The 16820-nt window shown below is 71.2% G+C and carries 11 protein-coding genes; 7 read left to right on the top strand and 4 right to left on the bottom strand.

From position 1 onward, the window contains the following. Positions 1-38: 38 nt before the first annotated feature. The 6 genes from SGLAU_RS10020 to SGLAU_RS09995 all read left to right on the top strand — a co-directional run bounded on the left by SGLAU_RS10020 (position 39) and on the right by SGLAU_RS09995 (position 11224). Positions 39-1040: a carbohydrate ABC transporter permease gene (locus SGLAU_RS10020; RefSeq protein ID WP_043500306.1), complete on the top strand. Its 1002-nt coding sequence runs from the start codon at positions 39-41 to the stop codon at positions 1038-1040. 13 nt (positions 1041-1053) lie between these two features. After that, positions 1054-1956: a sugar ABC transporter permease gene (locus tag SGLAU_RS10015; RefSeq protein ID WP_043500304.1), complete on the top strand. Its 903-nt coding sequence runs from the start codon at positions 1054-1056 to the stop codon at positions 1954-1956. Positions 1957-2123: 167 nt separating this feature from the next. Further along, on the top strand, positions 2124-3806 hold the full coding sequence (locus SGLAU_RS10010; RefSeq protein WP_043500301.1) for a glycoside hydrolase family 13 protein: 1683 nt from the start codon (positions 2124-2126) through the stop codon (positions 3804-3806). A 119-nt stretch (positions 3807-3925) separates the two neighbouring features. Beyond that, positions 3926-5305, top strand: coding sequence for an alpha-amylase (locus tag SGLAU_RS10005; RefSeq protein ID WP_043500299.1), 1380 nt, complete (start codon positions 3926-3928; stop codon positions 5303-5305). A 130-nt stretch (positions 5306-5435) separates the two neighbouring features. After that, a complete protein-coding gene (pulA, locus tag SGLAU_RS10000; protein ID WP_043500297.1) occupies positions 5436-10835 on the top strand; it encodes a pullulanase-type alpha-1,6-glucosidase in 5400 nt (1799 codons plus the stop codon). A 32-nt stretch (positions 10836-10867) separates the two neighbouring features. Then, positions 10868-11224 (top strand): 5-carboxymethyl-2-hydroxymuconate Delta-isomerase, encoded by a 357-nt coding sequence (locus SGLAU_RS09995; RefSeq protein WP_043500295.1) that lies wholly within the window; start codon positions 10868-10870, stop codon positions 11222-11224. A gap of 19 nt (positions 11225-11243) precedes the next feature. Here SGLAU_RS09995 and SGLAU_RS09990 read toward each other — a convergent pair whose 3' ends face one another. From SGLAU_RS09990 to SGLAU_RS09980, 3 genes are all read right to left on the bottom strand, one after another. Continuing rightward, positions 11244-11933 (bottom strand): TetR/AcrR family transcriptional regulator, encoded by a 690-nt coding sequence (locus SGLAU_RS09990; RefSeq protein WP_099052790.1) that lies wholly within the window; start codon positions 11931-11933, stop codon positions 11244-11246. A gap of 130 nt (positions 11934-12063) precedes the next feature. Continuing rightward, a complete protein-coding gene (locus SGLAU_RS09985) occupies positions 12064-13986 on the bottom strand; it encodes a hypothetical protein (protein ID WP_043500292.1) in 1923 nt (640 codons plus the stop codon). 30 nt (positions 13987-14016) lie between these two features. After that, positions 14017-14535: a tetratricopeptide repeat protein gene (locus SGLAU_RS09980; protein ID WP_099052789.1), complete on the bottom strand. Its 519-nt coding sequence runs from the start codon at positions 14533-14535 to the stop codon at positions 14017-14019. A 111-nt stretch (positions 14536-14646) separates the two neighbouring features. Here SGLAU_RS09980 and SGLAU_RS09975 point away from each other — a divergent pair, with 111 nt between their 5' ends. Beyond that, complete coding sequence (locus tag SGLAU_RS09975; RefSeq protein ID WP_043500287.1) at positions 14647-15054, top strand: hypothetical protein; 408 nt, start codon at positions 14647-14649, stop codon at positions 15052-15054. Positions 15055-15123: 69 nt separating this feature from the next. Here the strand turns inward: SGLAU_RS09975 and SGLAU_RS09970 are convergent, their stop codons facing one another. Beyond that, positions 15124-16716 carry a DUF1996 domain-containing protein gene (locus SGLAU_RS09970; RefSeq protein WP_043500285.1) on the bottom strand — a complete coding sequence of 531 codons (1593 nt, stop codon included), beginning with the start codon at positions 16714-16716 and terminating at the stop codon, positions 15124-15126. Between the last annotated feature and the right edge of the window lie 104 nt (positions 16717-16820).

The raw sequence follows: 16820 nt of genomic DNA, 5'->3' as shown, positions 1-16820 counted from the left end.
TGTGAGCCGTACCGAAACTTCCCAGAAGGTGTCGAACCATGACAGTCGCCATCGATCGTGCGACCGGCAAGCGGAGCGGTGACCGCGGTCCCCGGTCCGGCCTGGGCCGCCGTCTCAAGAACAGCTACCAGAGGTACTGGTACGCCTACGCGATGATCACCCCGGTCATCCTCGTACTCGGCGCCCTCGTGCTGTACCCCCTGGCCTACGGCTTCTACCTGACGCTCACCGACGCCGACAGCCTGAACTCGGCCCGCACGATCGGCGTCAACGAGATCGAGGCCACCTACAAGTTCATCGGGTTCGACAACTACGCGGACATCCTCTGGGGCGAGACCGCCTACGACCGCTTCTGGTCGCACTTCATCTGGACCGTCTTCTGGACGGCCGCCTGCGTCGCCCTGCACTACTCCCTCGGGCTCGGCCTCGCGCTGCTGCTCAACCAGAAGCTGCGCGGGCGCACCTTCTACCGGCTGATCCTGATCCTGCCGTGGGCCGTGCCGACGTTCACCACCGTCTTCGGCTGGCGCTTCATGCTCGCCGACAGCGGCCTGATCAACTCCGGTCTCGACTTCCTCGGCCTGCCCACCCCGGCGTGGCTGGAGGACACCTTCTGGCAGCGGTTCGCCGCGATCATGGTCAACACCTGGTGCGGTGTGCCGTTCATGATGCTGTCGCTGCTCGGCGGCCTGCAGTCGATCGACAGCACGCTGTACGAGGCCGCGGAGATGGACGGGGCGAGCCGCTGGCAGCAGTTCCGCTACGTCACGCTGCCCGGCCTGCGCACCGTCAGCTCCACGGTGATCCTGCTCGGCGTCATCTGGACCTTCAACCAGTTCGCGATCATCTTCCTGCTGTTCGGCAACACCGCCCCCGACGCGCAGATCCTGGTCACCTGGGCCTACCAGCTCGGCTTCGGGCAGCAACCGCGCGAGTTCGCCGAGTCGGCCGCCTACGGCATCCTGCTGCTGGGCATCCTGATCGTCTTCACCTCCTTCTACCGCCGCTGGCTGAACCGCGATGAGCAAGCCGCGATCTGAGGCAGGAGCCCCCATGAGCACCACGACCATCACCAAGTCCGCCGCCGCGGACCAGGCCGCCCCCGCGCCCGCGAAGGCGCGCCGGCGCGGCGGGCGCGGCCTCGCCGGGACCCTCACCTCCCACGGCCTGCTCGTCCTCGCGAGCCTGATCGCCCTCTTCCCGATCGTCTGGCTGGTCTTCCTGTCCCTCGGCCCGGACAAGGACGACTACCTGCACCCCGGGCGCATCTGGTCGACGATGACCCTGGACAACTACAGCTTCGTGCTCCAGGAGACCAACTTCTTCGACTGGCTGAAGAGCACGCTGATCGTCTCGCTCGGCACCACCGTCATCGGCGTCATGATCGCGGCCACCACCGGCTACGCGGTCTCCCGCATGCGCTTCCCCGGCTACAAGAAGTTCATGTGGGTGCTGCTGTGCACCCAGATGTTCCCGATCGCCGTGCTGATCGTGCCGATGTACCAGATCCTGTCGGAGCTCCGGCTCATCGACACCTACCTCGGCCTGATCCTCGTCTACTGCTCCACCGCGGTCCCGTACTGCGCCTGGCTGCTGAAGGGGTACTTCGACACCATCCCCTTCGAGATCGACGAGGCCGGCCGGGTCGACGGGCTCTCCCCGTTCGGCACCTTCTTCCGGCTGATCCTGCCGCTCGCCCGGCCGGGCCTCGCGGTGGCCGCGTTCTACAGCTTCATCACCGCCTTCGGTGAGGTCGCCTTCGCCACCACGTTCCTGCTGGACGACGAGAAGTACACCTTCGCCGTCGGCCTCCAGAGCTTCGTGAGCGAGCACGACGCCCAGCGCAACCTGATGGCCGCGACGGCCGTGCTCATCGCGATACCGGTGTCCGCGTTCTTCTACCTCGTGCAGAAGAACCTGGTGACCGGCCTCACCGCGGGCGGCACGAAGGGCTGAGCCCCTTCCCGAGAAGACTCCCGCGCCCTGCCCGCGCGGGTGGCGGCCCCGGCCGCGGCGTCCATCCGACCCCGCTGTCGCCGCGGCCGGGCCGCCTCGTCACCCCACGCGCCACGCGCCGTACCCACGCCTCCATGACCTCGAATCGGTTACACAACAAGGACGCCATGAGCCAGCACACTGCCGACCCGGCACCGAACTCCGCCGTCGCCACCGTCGCCAAGCGCCGTGACTGGTGGCGGGACGCGGTGATCTACCAGGTCTATCCGCGCAGCTTCGCCGACAGCAACGGCGACGGCATGGGCGACCTGGAAGGCGTACGCTCCCGCCTCCCGTACCTGCGCGACCTCGGCGTGGACGCCGTGTGGCTCAGCCCCTTCTACGCCTCCCCGCAGGCCGACGCCGGATACGACGTCGCCGACTACCGGGCCGTCGACCCCATGTTCGGCAACCTCCTGGACGCCGACGCGCTGATCCGCGACGCCCACGAGCTGGGCCTGCGCATCATCGTCGACCTGGTGCCCAACCACTCCTCCGACCAGCACGAGTGGTTCAAGCGGGCGGTCGCCGAGGGACCCGGCTCGCCGCTCCGGGAGCGCTACCACTTCCGCCCCGGCAAGGGCGAGCACGGTGAGCTGCCGCCGAACGACTGGGAGTCCATCTTCGGCGGACCCGCCTGGACCCGGGTCACCGAGCCGGACGGCACCCCCGGCGAGTGGTACCTGCACCTGTTCGCCCCCGAGCAGCCCGACTTCAACTGGGACCACCCGGCGGTCGGCGACGAGTTCCGCTCGATCCTGCGCTTCTGGCTGGACATGGGCGTCGACGGCTTCCGCATCGACGTCGCCCACGGCCTGGTGAAGGCCGAGGGCCTGCCGGACCTGGGCTCCCACGACCAGCTCAAGCTGCTGGGCAACGATGTCATGCCGTTCTTCGACCAGGACGGTGTGCACGAGATCTACCGCCAGTGGCGGCTGGTCCTCGACGAGTACGCCGGTGAGCGCATCTTCGTCGCCGAGGCGTGGACCCCGACCGTCGAGCGCACCGCCAACTACGTCCGCCCCGACGAGCTGCACCAGGCGTTCAACTTCCAGTACCTGGGCACCCACTGGGACGCCGAGGAGCTGCGCGGGGTGATCGACCGCACGCTGGAGGCCATGCGCCCGGTGAACGCCCCGGCCACCTGGGTGCTGTCCAACCACGACGTCACCCGGCACGCCACCCGCTTCGCCAACCCGCCCGGCCTCGGCACCCAGATCCGCACCGCCGGCGACCGCGAGCTGGGCCTGAAGCGGGCCCGCGCGGCCACCCTGCTGATGCTGGCGCTGCCCGGCTCCGCCTACGTCTACCAGGGCGAGGAGCTGGGCCTGCCGGACGTCGTCGACCTGCCCGACGAGGTGCGCCAGGACCCTGCCTACTTCCGCGGCGAGGGCCAGGACGGCTTCCGCGACGGCTGCCGGGTGCCGATCCCGTGGACCCGCACCGGTCCGTCGTACGGCTTCGGCAGCGGCGGGAGCTGGCTGCCCCAGCCGGCCGAGTGGGCCGAACTGAGCGTCGAGGCGCAGCAGGGCGTGCCCGGTTCCACCCTGGAGCTGTACCGCTCGGCTCTGGCCGTCCGCCGCACGCAGCCGGACCTCGGCGCGGGCGACGCGGTGGAGTGGCTCAAGGCGCCCGAGGGCGTGCTCGCCTTCCGGCGCGGGGAGTTCACCTGCGTGGCCAACACCGGCGGCGAGGCGGTGACCACCCCGGCGTACGGGCGGCTGCTGCTCGCCAGCGGTGAGGTCCTGGAGGGCGACGGGGACGTGAAGCTGCCCGCCGACACCACCGTGTGGTTCAGCACGGCTGGGTAACTTCTTGCAGCAACTTCCGACGGCCCGCTGCCCTTTTGGGCGGCGGGCCTTTAACATCTGGCCACCGCAAGGTTTCTGCAAGATTTCAACCACCCCCTTCAACGGTGAAGGAACCCCACATGGCCAGCAGCAGAACCGTTTCCGGCGCCGTCGCGCTCGCCGCGGCGGCAGCCTTCCTGGCACCCGCCGGCGCCGCTCACGCCTCCCCTCCCGGCACCAAGGACGTCACCGCCGTCCTCTTCGAATGGAACTTCGCCTCGGTGGCGAAGGAGTGCACCACCCGCCTCGGCCCCGCCGGCTACGGCTACGTGCAGGTCTCCCCGCCCGCCGAGCACATACAGGGGTCCCAGTGGTGGACCTCCTACCAGCCGGTCAGCTACCGGATCGCCGGGCGGCTGGGCGACCGCACCGCCTTCAAGAACATGGTCGACACCTGTCACGCGGCCGGAGTGAAGGTCGTCGTCGACACCGTCATCAACCACATGGCCGCGGGCAACGGCACCGGCACCGGCGGCACCGCGTACACCAAGTACAACTACCCCGGCCTGTACTCGTCGTACGACTTCGACGACTGCACCGCCCAGATCAGCAACTACCAGGACCGCTGGAACGTCCAGCGCTGCGAACTGGTCGGCCTCGCGGACCTGGACACCGGCGAGAACTACGTGCGCGGCGCCATCGCCGGCTACATGAACGACCTGCTCTCGCTCGGCGTCGACGGCTTCCGCATCGACGCCGCCAAGCACATGGACGCCGCCGACCTGGCGAACATCAAGTCCCGCCTGACCAACCCGTCCGTCTACTGGAAGCAGGAAGTCATCCACGGCGCCGGCGAGGCCGTCCAGCCCGCCGAGTACACCGGCAACGGCGACGTCCAGGAGTTCCGCTACGCCTACGACCTCAAGCGGGTCTTCAACAACGAGAACCTCGCCTACCTGAAGAACTACGGCGAGGGCTGGGGCTACCTGAAGAGCTCCGGCGCCGGTGTCTTCGTCGACAACCACGACACCGAGCGCAACGGCTCCACGCTCAGCTACAAGGACAACGCCACCTACACCCTGGCCAACGTCTTCATGCTGGCCTGGCCCTACGGCGCGCCCGACATCAACTCCGGCTACGAGTTCACCGACCACGACGCCGGACCGCCGAACGGCGGCCGGGTCGACGCCTGCTGGCAGAGCGGCTGGAAGTGCCAGCACGCCTGGCCCGAGATCCAGCGCATGGTCGCCTTCCGCAACGCCACCCGCGGCGAGGCCGTCACCAACTGGTGGGACAACGGCGGCGACGCCATCGCCTTCGGACGCGGCAGCAAGGGCTTCGTGGCCATCAACCACGAGTCCGGCTCCCTGACCCGCACCTACCAGACCTCCCTGCCCGCGGGCACGTACTGCAACGTGCAGAGCAACACCCCGGTGACGGTGAACTCCAGTGGCCAGTTCACCGCCACCCTCGGTGCCCACACCGCACTGGCGATCCACGCCGGCAAGCCGTCCTGCTAAGCGGCTCGGCCGCCCAAGGGTCGTGAAACTTCTTTCCGGTGGTTGCACGACCCTTGCTGCAACACTTGCGCGGCGCTACCGTCGCGCCCGGGGTCGGACCCAATGATCCGTCATCGCAAGGAGTCACACCTTGATACCCAGTAGGCCGGTGCCTGCCCGGCGCCGCACCGCACGAGGCAGACGGGTCGCGGCCGTCACCGTCGCCGCGCTCGCCGCCGCCCTCGTGCAGCCCCTCGCCGCCCGCGCCGCCACGCCGCCGCCTCCGCCCTCGGACGCGGCCCTGGCCAAGGCGCCCGCCCGGCACGACCTCACCCGCGAGCAGTTCTACTTCGTGCTCCCGGACCGCTTCGCCAACGGCGACCGGACCAACGACCGGGGCGGCCTGACCGGCACCCGCCTCGCCACCGGCTACGACCCCACCGACAAGGGCTTCTACCAGGGCGGCGACCTCAAGGGCCTGACGCGGAAGCTCGACTACATCAAGGGTCTCGGCACCACCGCCATCTGGCTCGCCCCCATCTTCAAGAACCAGCCCGTGCAGGGCGAGGGCGCCAACGCCTCCGCCGGCTACCACGGCTACTGGATCACCGACTTCACCCAGGTCGACCCGCACTTCGGCACCAACGAGGACCTGGAGACCCTCATCGCCAAGGCGCACGCCAAGGGCATGAAGGTCTTCTTCGACGTCATCACCAACCACACCGCCGACGTCGTGGACTACGAGGAGAAGTCCTACGGCTACCTCGCCAAGGGCGCCTTCCCCTACCTGACGAAGAACGGCGAACCCTTCGACGACGCCGACTACGCGGACGGCGGGCGGAAGTTCCCGGCGGTGGACTCCGGCACCTTCCCGTACACCCCGGTCGTCGCCCCCGACAAGCGGAACCTGAAGGTCCCGTCCTGGCTCAACGACCCGGCGATGTACCACAACCGCGGTGACTCCACCTGGGCCGGCGAATCCGCCACCTACGGCGACTTCGTCGGCCTCGACGACCTGTGGACCGAGCGTCCCGAAGTCGTCGAGGGCATGGAGAAGATCTACCAGCGCTGGGTGCGCGACTTCGACATCGACGGCTTCCGGATCGACACCGTGAAGCACGTCAACACCGAGTTCTGGACCCAGTGGGCCACCGCCCTCGACGCCTACGCGGCGAAGAAGGGCCGGGAGGACTTCTTCATGTTCGGCGAGGTCTACTCCGCCGACACGAACGTCACCGCCCCGTACGTCACCGAGGGCCGCCTCGACTCCACGCTCGACTTCCCCTTCCAGGACGCGGTCCGCGCCTACGCCTCGCAGGGCGGCAGCGCGAAGAAGCTGGCGTCGGTCTTCGGCGACGACTACAAGTACACGACCGACAAGGCCAACGCCTACGAGCAGGTCACCTTCCTCGGCAACCACGACATGGGCCGCTTCGGGACCTTCCTCCAGCAGGACGACCCGGACGCGAGCGACGCCGAACTGCTGAAGAAGGCCCGCCTCGCCAACGAGCTGATGTTCCTCAACCGGGGCAACCCGGTGATCTACTACGGCGACGAGCAGGGATTCACCGGAGCCGGCGGCGACAAGGACGCCCGCCAGACGATGTTCGCCTCGAAGGTCGCCGACTACCTGGACGACGACCAGCTCGGCACCGACCGCACCCACGCGTCGGACGCCTACGACCCGAGAGCACCGCTCTACCGGCAGATCAGCGCTCTCGCCGAGCTCCGCAAGGCCCACCCGGCCCTCGCCGACGGCGTCCAGACCGAGCGCCACGCCGACGACGGCCCCGGCATCTACGCCGTCTCCCGCACCGACGCGCGGACCGGCACCGAGTACGTCGTCGCCTTCAACAACGCGGACGGGGCCAGGACGGCCACCTTCCCGACCGGCTCGGCGAACATGCCCTTCCGCGGCCTCTACGGCACGGACGGCACGGTCCGCTCCGACGCCGGCCGCGAGCTCACCGTCACCGTCCCCGCCGGATCCGCCGTCGTCTACCAGGCGGCCGGCAAGCTCCCCGCCCCCGCCGCCCGGCCGGCCCTCACCCTGAAGGCACCGGCTCCCGGCGCCACCGGCACCGTCGAGGTCACCGCCGACGTCGACGGCGGACAGCTCAACCGGGTCGTCTTCGCCGCCCAGACCGGCAACGGCAAGTGGCGGACCCTCGGCTCCGCCGACCACGCCCCGTACAAGGTCACGCACACCGTCGGCGAGGACGTACCCGCCGGTACCGCGCTGCGCTACAAGGCCGTGGTGATCGACTCCGAGGGCCGCACCGCGAGCGCCACGGCGGCCTCCGTCACCGGCACCCCGCTCGCCGAGGAGGTCCCGACGGCCTCCTCCCGCGACTACGCGATCGTCCACTACAAGCGCGCGGACGGGAACTACGCCGACTGGGGCCTGTACGCCTGGGGCGACCTCGCCGACGGCGAGGCCACCGAATGGCCCGGCAGCCACCCCTTCACGGGCCGCGACGCCTACGGCGCCTTCGCCTACGTCAAGCTGAAGCCGGGCGCCTCGAACGTGAGCTTCCTGGTCATCGACCGGCAGGGCAACAAGGACGTCACTGCCGACCGCACGATCGACGTCACCAAGACCGGCGAGGTCTGGATCGAGCAGGGCAAGGACACCGTCCGCACCGAGCGGCCCGCGGCCGACTACCCGGCCCCGGACCGGACCAAGGCCGTCCTGCACTACCACCGCGCCGACGGCGACTACGACGGCTGGGGCCTGCACGTCTGGACGGGCGCCGCGAACCCCACCGACTGGTCGAACCCCCTGAAGCCGGTGAAGACTGATGCCTATGGCGCGGTCTTCGAGGTGCCGCTCACCGAGGGTGCCACCAGTCTCAGCTACATCGTCCACAGGGGCGACGAGAAGGACCTGCCCACCGACCGGTCGCTGGACCTCACGGCGGACGGCCACGAGGTGTGGCTGTTGAGCGGCCAGGAGAAGCACCTGCTGCCGCAGCCCGCGGGCTCCGCCGCCGCGGTCGACCTGACCACCTCCAAGGCGGTCTGGATCGACCGGGACACCGTCGTCTGGAACGGCTCGGAGGCCGCCGCCACCCAGCTGCGCTACTCCCGCACCGGCTCCATCAAGGCCGGGAACGGCGTCCTGACCAGCACCGACGAGCGCAGGCTGCGCCTGAAGAAGACCACCCTCACCGACGCGCAGAAGGCCGAGTTCCCGCACCTGGGCGGCCACACCGCGTGGTCCGTCGACCCGCGCGACCGCGACCGGGTCCGCGAGGCCCTGCGTGGCCAGCTCGTCGCCGCCCAGACGGCGGCCAACGGAGCGGTCCTGTCGGCGACCGGCGTGCAGATCGCCGGCGTGCTCGACGACCTCTACGACGCGACCAAGGCGGACCTCGGCCCCACCTTCGACAAGGGCCGTCCCACCCTCGCGGTCTGGGCCCCCACCGCCCAGAGCGTCTCCCTGGAGCTGGACGGTTCGCTGAAGCCGATGCGCCGGGACGCCGCCACCGGCGTCTGGTCCGTCACCGGCCCGGCGTCCTGGAAGGGCAAGCCCTACCGGTACGTGGTGAAGGTCTGGGCGCCCAGCACCCGGGAGATCGTCACCAACAAGGTCACCGACCCCTACTCGGTCGCCCTGACGACCGACTCGAAGCGGAGCCTGGTCGTCGACCTCGCCGACAAGGCGCTCGCCCCGGCCGGCTGGAACGGCTACAGGAAGCCGGGGGCCGTGCCGCTGAAGGACGCGCAGATCCAGGAGCTGCACATCCGCGACTTCTCCGTCGAGGACCCGACGGCGAGCCACCCGGGCACCTACCTGGCCTTCACCGACAAGGACAGCGACGGCTCCCGGCACCTGAGGAAGCTGGCCCAGGCGGGCACCTCGTACGTGCACCTGCTGCCCGCGTTCGACATCGCCACCATCCCGGAGCGCAGGTCCGACCAGGCGAGCGTCGGCTGTGACCTGGCCTCCTTCCCGGCCGACTCCGGCAAGCAGCAGGAGTGCGTGGCGAAGGCGGCCGCGAAGGACGCCTACAACTGGGGCTACGACCCCTACCACTACACGGTCCCCGAGGGCTCCTACGCCACCGACCCCGACGGCACCGCCCGCACGGTCGAGTTCCGCAAGATGGTCAAGGCCCTCAACGAGGACGGCCTGCGCGTGGTCATGGACGTCGTCTACAACCACACCGCCGCGAGCGGCCAGGCCACGACCAGCGTCCTGGACCGGATCGTGCCCGGCTACTACCAGCGCCTGCTGGCCGACGGCTCCGTCGCCAGCAGCACCTGCTGCGCGAACACGGCCACCGAGAACGCCATGATGGGCAAGCTGGTCGTGGACTCGGTGGTCACCTGGGCCCGCCAGTACAAGGTCGACGGGTTCCGCTTCGACCTCATGGGCCACCACCCCAAGGCCAACATCCTCGCCGTGCGCAAGGCGCTGGACGCGCTGACCGTGGAGAAGGACGGCGTCGACGGCAAGAAGATCATCCTGTACGGCGAGGGCTGGAACTTCGGCGAGGTCGCCGACGACGCCCGCTTCGTCCAGGCCACCCAGAAGAACATGGCCGGCACGGGCATCGCCACCTTCTCCGACCGCGCCCGCGACGCGGTGCGCGGCGGCGGCCCCTTCGACGCCGACCCCGGCGTCCAGGGCTTCGCCTCCGGCCTGTACACCGACCCCAACCCCGACGCCGCCAACGGCACCCCCGCCCAGCAGAAGGCCCGCCTCCTGCACTACCAGGACCTGATCAAGGTCGGCCTGTCCGGCAACCTCGCCGGCTACACCTTCACCGACACCAGCGGCACACGCGTCAAGGGCTCCGAGGTCGACTACAACGGCGCCCCCGCCGGCTACGCGGCGGCCCCCGGCGACGCCCTCGCCTACGCCGACGCACACGACAACGAAACCCTCTTCGACGCCCTCGCCTTCAAGCTCCCCGCGTCGACGAGCGCCGCCGACCGCGCCCGCATGCAGGTCCTCGCCATGGCCACCGCCACCCTCTCCCAGGGCCCGGCCCTCTCCCAGGCCGGCACCGACCTGCTGCGCTCGAAGTCGCTGGACCGCAACTCCTTCGACAGCGGCGACTGGTTCAACGCCATCCACTGGAACTGCGCCGACGGCAACGGCTTCGGCCGCGGACTGCCGCCGGCCGCCGACAACCAGGACAAGTGGCCGTACGCCAAGCCGCTGCTCACACGGATCGGAGTCGGCTGCCCGCAGATCCAGGGCGCCTCGGCCGCCTACCGCGACCTGCTGAAGATCCGCACCACCGAGCGGGCGTTCTCCCTCGACACCGCCGCCCAGGTGCAGTCCGCGCTCTCCTTCCCGCTGTCCGGCACCGACGAGACCCCCGGCGTGATCACCATGCGCCTGGGCGACCTGGTCGTCGTCTTCAACGCGACACCGGACAGGCAGGAACAGCGGATCGCGGAACTGGCGGGCGAGACCTACCGCCTGCACCCGGTCCAGGCGGCGGGCGCGGACCCGGTCGTCAAGGACGCGTCCTACCAGTCGGCGACCGGCACCTTCACCGTCCCGGCACGGACGGTGGCGGTCTTCCGTCACTAGGGTTGGTCCCGACGCCCAGAACAGGAGTGCCCATGCCGCAGATCACCGTCGACTACTCCGAGCGCCTCGCCGGTCACTTCGACCGGCCCGGCTTCGCCGAGGCGCTGCACTCGGCCACGGTCGACATCGCGGCGGCGAAGCCGCCGGCGTGCAAGACGCAGTTCCGCAGGACCGAGGACACCGTCGTCGGCCCGGACGCCGAGGGCCACGCCATCGTGCACGTCACCATCGGCCTGCTGGCCGGACGGACCGACGAGACGAAGGCCCGGCTCACGGAGCAGGTGCTGGAGCTGCTGCGGCAGTACGTGAAGCCCGCCGAGGGCCTGGCACTGCACGCCTCGGCCGAGGTCCGCGACCTCGACGCGTCCTACCGGAAGTACGACGCCTAGGAGACGCCCCCAGGTACCGCTAGGACGCGAAAGTGACGAGCCGGGCGATCAGGTCCCCGAAGGGACCCTCGCCCGGCTCCTCCTTCAGGACGCGGCGCAGCAGCGCGCCCGTCTCCTCGTCGTACGCCGCGCTCACCGCCATGAGCGCGGCGAAGTCGTGCACGAGCTGCGCCTGCAGCTCCTCGCGCGGGATGCGCCGCCCGTCCAGCCAGATCAGGGCCGTCGTTTCGGCGAGCGAGATCCAGGAGCGCACCACCAGCTCCAGCCGGGCCGGCGGTTCCGGCGTCCCCAGGTGCGTGATGATCTGTTCGTAGGCGGCCTGGCGCACGGAGTCGATCAGCGCGTCGGCCGTCGAGGAGCCGGCTGCCGGGCCGCCGCGCATCAGCGCGGAGAAGCCGGGCCCGTGCTCGTCCACGAAGTCGAAGAACCGGGCCATCACCCGCAGCAGCCGCGCGCCCAGCGGCCCCTCCGCGGGCTCGGCGAACCGGCCCGCCAGGTCTTCCGCGGCACGCTTCAACGCGGCCTCGTACAGGCTGAGTTTGCCGGGGAAGTAGTGGTAGACCAGCGGTCGGGAGATCCCCGCGGCCGACGCGATCTCATCGATGGAGACCTCGTCGGGAGAGCGTCGGCTGAAGAGTTCGAGGGCGACACCGATCAACTGCTGCCGCCGCTCCTCGACTCCCATTCTGCGGCGAACCCCGGTACTCATACGAACACCTTACCGATCGGATTCGGCCGTGACCGGCCTCGATCGGCAGACGGTGCTCGCCTGTCCGGCGCGGTGCGCCCGCCTCGCGCCCGCCCGTGACGCCGGTGCGGGCCGGGCCCGGCCCGGCCGCCTACCGCAGCCCGCTGACGGACCGCCCGCTCTCCAGCGTGCCCTTCAGCTCCGCCTGCGCCCCCTGCTTCGTCCGCACGGCCAGCAGATGGCCCTGCGCCGACCCGTTCACCCCGCCCGTCGCACGCACCGACTCGGTGTCCCGGCTGCCCGCCGCGAGCAGGTACCACTCACCGCCCGCCGACTTCCACAGCACCCCGGCCAGCACATGCGGATCCTTCGCCCCGCACGCCGGACCGCCCTCGGCCTTCGCGGCCACCGCGCCGTACGCCACGCCCGGCGTCCGGAACTGCGCCAGCACCCGCTCGCCGCCGCCCCGCCAGGTCTCCGTCCGGGTGCACACCCACGCCGCCGTACCGCTGTCGTCCGGCAGCGGCTGCTCGGCGTACGCCCACGCGTTCACCGACCGCACGCCCTGTCCCCGCGCGTTCGCCAGCGAGCAGGCGAACGGCGCCCACGTCTGCCGCGCCCGCGCACCGCTCGCGTCCCGCACCGAGCCGGGCCGGCCACTGGTCAGCCGGGCCGGCACCAGCTCGCCGAGGTCCGTCAGCAGCCGGGTGCCCGAACCGTCGGTCACCTCCAGCACGTTCCACGACGTGCAGGCGCCGGACCGGGTCGCCGGGCTGGCCAGCGGCGAGGCGGTCCCGTCCGTCACGGTCAGCTCCATCGGGGAGGACCCCGGTTCCACCAGGTCCCGCTCGGCCGCCTTCGTCACCCACGGCGCCAGCAGGTACCGCACGTTGCCGTCGGTGCGGGCCAGCACCACCGCGCTCGACTCGCCCCGGGACGCGCCGTCCGTACGGGCGAAGTCCAGGGCGGCGCCCGCCGTGCCGTCCACCGGCTCGGCGTACCGGGCGATGCGCAGGCCGTCGTGCAGGATCACCACGCGGGCCCGGTCCACGGTATCCGCGTACAGCAGCTGCGGGGGACCGGCCGGACCGCCGGACGGCGTGCCCGGCGTCGCCGAGACCCGCACGGCCTCGCCGGGGCGTGCCCAGACGGCGAGGGCGCGGCGCAGCAGCGCGCTGTCGCCCACGAGGTCGCCGCGCGCGGGCCACACGGAGAAGTCGGTGCGGCTCGCCGACCGCCAGGCCCCGGCGGGCACCTTGGTCAGCCTGGCCGGGTCGAGGGCGGCCCGGGCGGACGGGTTCTGCGCGTACACGGGGGCCGCCGGGCCGTCCGGGTTCCCGCCGTCACCGGGCAGGCCGAGCAGCGCCCCGCCCACGGCGACCGCCGCGGTCGCGGCCAGCGCCGCCTGCAGACGCCGGCGGCGGCGCATCAGATCGGTGGGCCGCGCCTGCAGCGTGCACGGGTCGAACTCGGGGGAGGCCAGCAGCGAGTACCGCGGGGCCAGGGTGTCGGCCGCGGCGAGCGCGGCCCGCGCGTCCCTGACCCCGGCGGCCTCGAGCACCGTACGCACGTGACCGTCCGGCAGCCGCTCCAGGCCGCGCAGCACGTACGCGGCGCGGGCCGGCGCCGGCAGCGCCGACAGCCGCTGGTCCAGGGCCAGTTCGTCGGCGCCGCCCGAGCGCGGGAACAGCCGCAGGCCCCACACCTGGGGGAGCAGGGGCGGCAGCGGGGACCGCTTCGGCCAGGCCCGGCGCCGCAGCGGCAGGCCCGCCTCCAGTGCCGTGCGCAGCACCTGGAGGCGGACGTAGGCATAGCCGGGGTCGCTCTCGCGGCCCGTGGACTGGGACGGGATGACGCAGGCGCGGGCCCGTCCGCGGGGCAGCGCCCGCTGGGTGAGCGCGTGGGCGGTCAGCACCCGCCGGTTGCGGCCCAGACCCGGCGGCAGCACGAGATAGGCGAGCCGGACGAGCCGGGGATAGTGCTCGACGAGCGCGGCCTCGGCCCGCTCGACGTCGACCACCGGACCGGCGGCTGCTGCGGAGCTGTGACGCGGGGCGACATCCTGTGACTGCACGTCCGGGAGAACGAGCCGCCCGGCGGATGGTCACCGCCCTGCGGGACCGGGGGGATCCGGCTCGGCCAGGGCACGGGCGTAGTCCGCCATCGAGCGCTGGTAGCGGGGCAGGTGACGGGCGAGGGCGCCGAGCACCAGGGACAGTCCCTCCCGGTCGCGGCCGAGGCTGGACAGGCACAGCGCGAGCGTGGCGCGCACCGCGTCGTCCAGCTCGTCGGACGACGCGTCGAGTTCCGGGGTCAGCAGCGCGACGCCCTCCTGCGGACGTCCGGTGTTCCGCAGCGAGCTGGCGAGCTGGATCCTGGCCCGACGCGCCTTGTAGCCGGTGAGCCCGCGCGCCAGCGCCTCCCGGTACAGCGGCACCGCCCTGTCGGAGTGCCCCGTGGAGTCCCAGGCGCAGGCCCGTTCGAACGGCGCGTCGGGGCTGCCCTCGGGGAGCTCGGCGACGAGCGCGTCGATCACCGCGCGGAACTCGTCCGCCCGCTCCTCGGGGTAGCCGTCGAAGCCGGCCCACGCCGCGGTCACGCGGCCCTCCCAGTCCTGGTCCACCGGGCCAGCCTGGCACGGACGGGTGTGCGACGGCACGTGATTTGAGCACGGAGGGTGCCGCGGCCGTATCGACGGACGGCATGCCGTGCGACGCCCCGACCGGAGGAACTGATGAGGCTGACCCGACCGATGCTCGCCCTGGCCCTGGCCGTGCTGGCGCTCACGGGCTGCGGCTCCGGCGCGGAGCGGGCGCGCCCGCAGGTGCCCGAGGCCGCCGAGGGCAGCCTGGAGCAGCTGGCCGCCGAGGCGCGCTGCGAGCCCGACATCCAGACGGACGCCGACGAGATCCGGCAGGCCATCTGCCGCACCGGCGACGGCCGGTTCGTCCTCGCCACCTTCGCCACCGACCGCGGCCAGCGGGAGTGGATCAACGGGGCGAAGGACTACGGCGGTCACTACCTGGTCGGCCGCAAGTGGGTGGCCGTGGGGGAGCCGGAGGTGGTGACGGCGCTGCGCGGCACCCTCGGGGGGACGCTGGAGGAGGGGAAGGACCACGGGGCGTCCCACGGCGGGCACTGATCCGCTACGGCGAAGGCCGGCGGTGGGAGTCCCACCGCCGGCCTTCGCCGTGTTGCCGTGCCGGGTCCGCTACTGGCACTTGCGGCCGGTGTTGATGCACTTGACCATCTTGTTCATCAGCTCGGGGGAGAAGAAGTTGATGAAGTCGTTGTGGTCGGTGATCGGCTTGTGCAGCTGTTCCGGGAAGGTGTCCACCGCGAACGGGTTCTGCACCACGCCGTTCTCGATGGTCGGGGCCGGGACGTCGTAGACCAGCCGGACCTGGAGCTGGGGGATCGCCTTGAAGCCGCCGGGGCAGGAGCCGTCGGGCTGGACGAACGCCACATGGGTGCGGTGGTTGGCGCTGTCGATGTTCTGGCCGTCCCAGCAGCTCTGGAACTTGGACGTGCGCACCACGTCGCTGCCCTCGGGGCACAGCGGGTACTTGTCCGTGAGCTGCCGGTCCTCGAAGCCCGTGCAGCTCCAGGAGGTGTTGGCGTTCGCGAGGCCGTTGACGAAGGCCTTGGCGTCACCGGTGATGATGCGCAGGGCCGTCGGCATCGCGACGACCGGGCCGCGCTTGTTGCCGACGAACTTCAGCTGGGCCTGCCGCGGCTCCAGGATCCGGCCGACGTTGCCCTCGGTGCCGCCGCCGGCGTCGTTCTGGTCGAAGTCCTGCGAACCGTCCTGGAGGCGCAGCACCGGCCAGAAGTACGACGACCGGTCGCCCGGGTTCTGGCAGCTGGTGTCGGCGCGGGCCAGGTCCTCGTCGCTCGCGAAGGCGTCGTTGTTCTGGTTGCCGACGTAGTCGTGCAGGTGGTGGGCGCCGTTGGTGACACCGGGGGCGACGATCACGTTGTCCGTGTTGTGGTTGTCGTTGCCGTTGGTGCCGCACTTGGTGATGAAGACGCCGCGCGAACCGGACCGGCCGTTGGCGGCGAGGCCGTTCGGCAGGTTGCGGGAGTTCGGCTGGACGGTGGTGATGTCCTGGAAGTCCGCCGCCACCGGGCCGTTGCCGGCCTGACCGCCGTTGCCTCCCTGCTGGCCGTCGTCCTGCTGGCCGTCGCCGTTGCCGTCCTGGTTCTGGTCCCCGCCGTCCTGGTTCTGGTCCCCGCCGTCCTGCTGGCCGTCACCGTCCTGCTGACCGCCGTCCTGCTGGCCGTCGCCGTTCTGCCCGTCGCCGGTCTGGCCGTCCGTGGTCTGCGGCTGTTCCGCCGGGGTGCCGGTGCAGCCGGAGAGGGTGTCCAGGTCCTCGGAGGCGTTGCCGCCGGCCCGGTTGATCTCCAGCTGGATGCGGTCGATGATCGCCTTGCGGCGGTCCTTGAGCGGCTGGAGGATCGCGTTCTGGACGTAGCCCGGGTCCTGGGCCTGGGCGTCCCGGGTGGTCGCCAGCCGCTGGTAGGCCTCGGTGATCTGCTGGTCCAGGGTGGCCAGTTCGCCGTCCACCTCACCCCGGGCCCGGTCCGGCACGTCGTAGAGCCGCTGGCCGACGTCCGGGCAGTCGATGGTGGCGACCTGCGCCGTCGCCGACCGGGTCCGGTTCGGCCAGCGGTCCTCGTCCTCGTGCGCCGAGGCGTAGAAGTTCGCCCAGATCAGCCCGCCCCCACCGAGCGCTAGGGCCGCCGATGCGGCAATGGCCTTGGTGGCCAGCGGCGTACGGCGTTTTCGTGTGTTGCGTCCCATGGAACTCCTCTGACTTCCTTGCGGGGCAGCATCGAGGCGCCCGACAGGAGTGAAGCGGCTCCCCTCCATACGCAAGGAGTCCCACGAGTGTTCAAACGTCGCTG

Source organism: Streptomyces glaucescens, from assembly GCF_000761215.1.
Taxonomy (GTDB): Bacteria; Actinomycetota; Actinomycetes; order Streptomycetales; family Streptomycetaceae; genus Streptomyces; species Streptomyces glaucescens_B.
Note: the sequence above shows the minus strand (reverse complement) of the source record. Positions and strands in the feature narration are given on the sequence as shown.

Excerpts from the sequence above, each read along its gene's own strand:
- SGLAU_RS10020 (WP_043500306.1), top strand. The coding sequence starts at position 39 with ATGACAGTCGCCATCGATCGTGCGACCGGCAAGCGGAGCGGTGACCGC.
- SGLAU_RS10015 (WP_043500304.1), top strand. The coding sequence starts at position 1,054 with ATGAGCACCACGACCATCACCAAGTCCGCCGCCGCGGACCAGGCCGCC.
- SGLAU_RS10010 (WP_043500301.1), top strand. The coding sequence starts at position 2,124 with ATGAGCCAGCACACTGCCGACCCGGCACCGAACTCCGCCGTCGCCACC.
- SGLAU_RS10005 (WP_043500299.1), top strand. The coding sequence starts at position 3,926 with ATGGCCAGCAGCAGAACCGTTTCCGGCGCCGTCGCGCTCGCCGCGGCG.
- SGLAU_RS09995 (WP_043500295.1), top strand. The coding sequence starts at position 10,868 with ATGCCGCAGATCACCGTCGACTACTCCGAGCGCCTCGCCGGTCACTTC.
- SGLAU_RS09990 (WP_099052790.1), bottom strand. The coding sequence starts at position 11,933 with ATGAGTACCGGGGTTCGCCGCAGAATGGGAGTCGAGGAGCGGCGGCAG.
- SGLAU_RS09975 (WP_043500287.1), top strand. The coding sequence starts at position 14,647 with ATGAGGCTGACCCGACCGATGCTCGCCCTGGCCCTGGCCGTGCTGGCG.
- SGLAU_RS09970 (WP_043500285.1), bottom strand. The coding sequence starts at position 16,716 with ATGGGACGCAACACACGAAAACGCCGTACGCCGCTGGCCACCAAGGCC.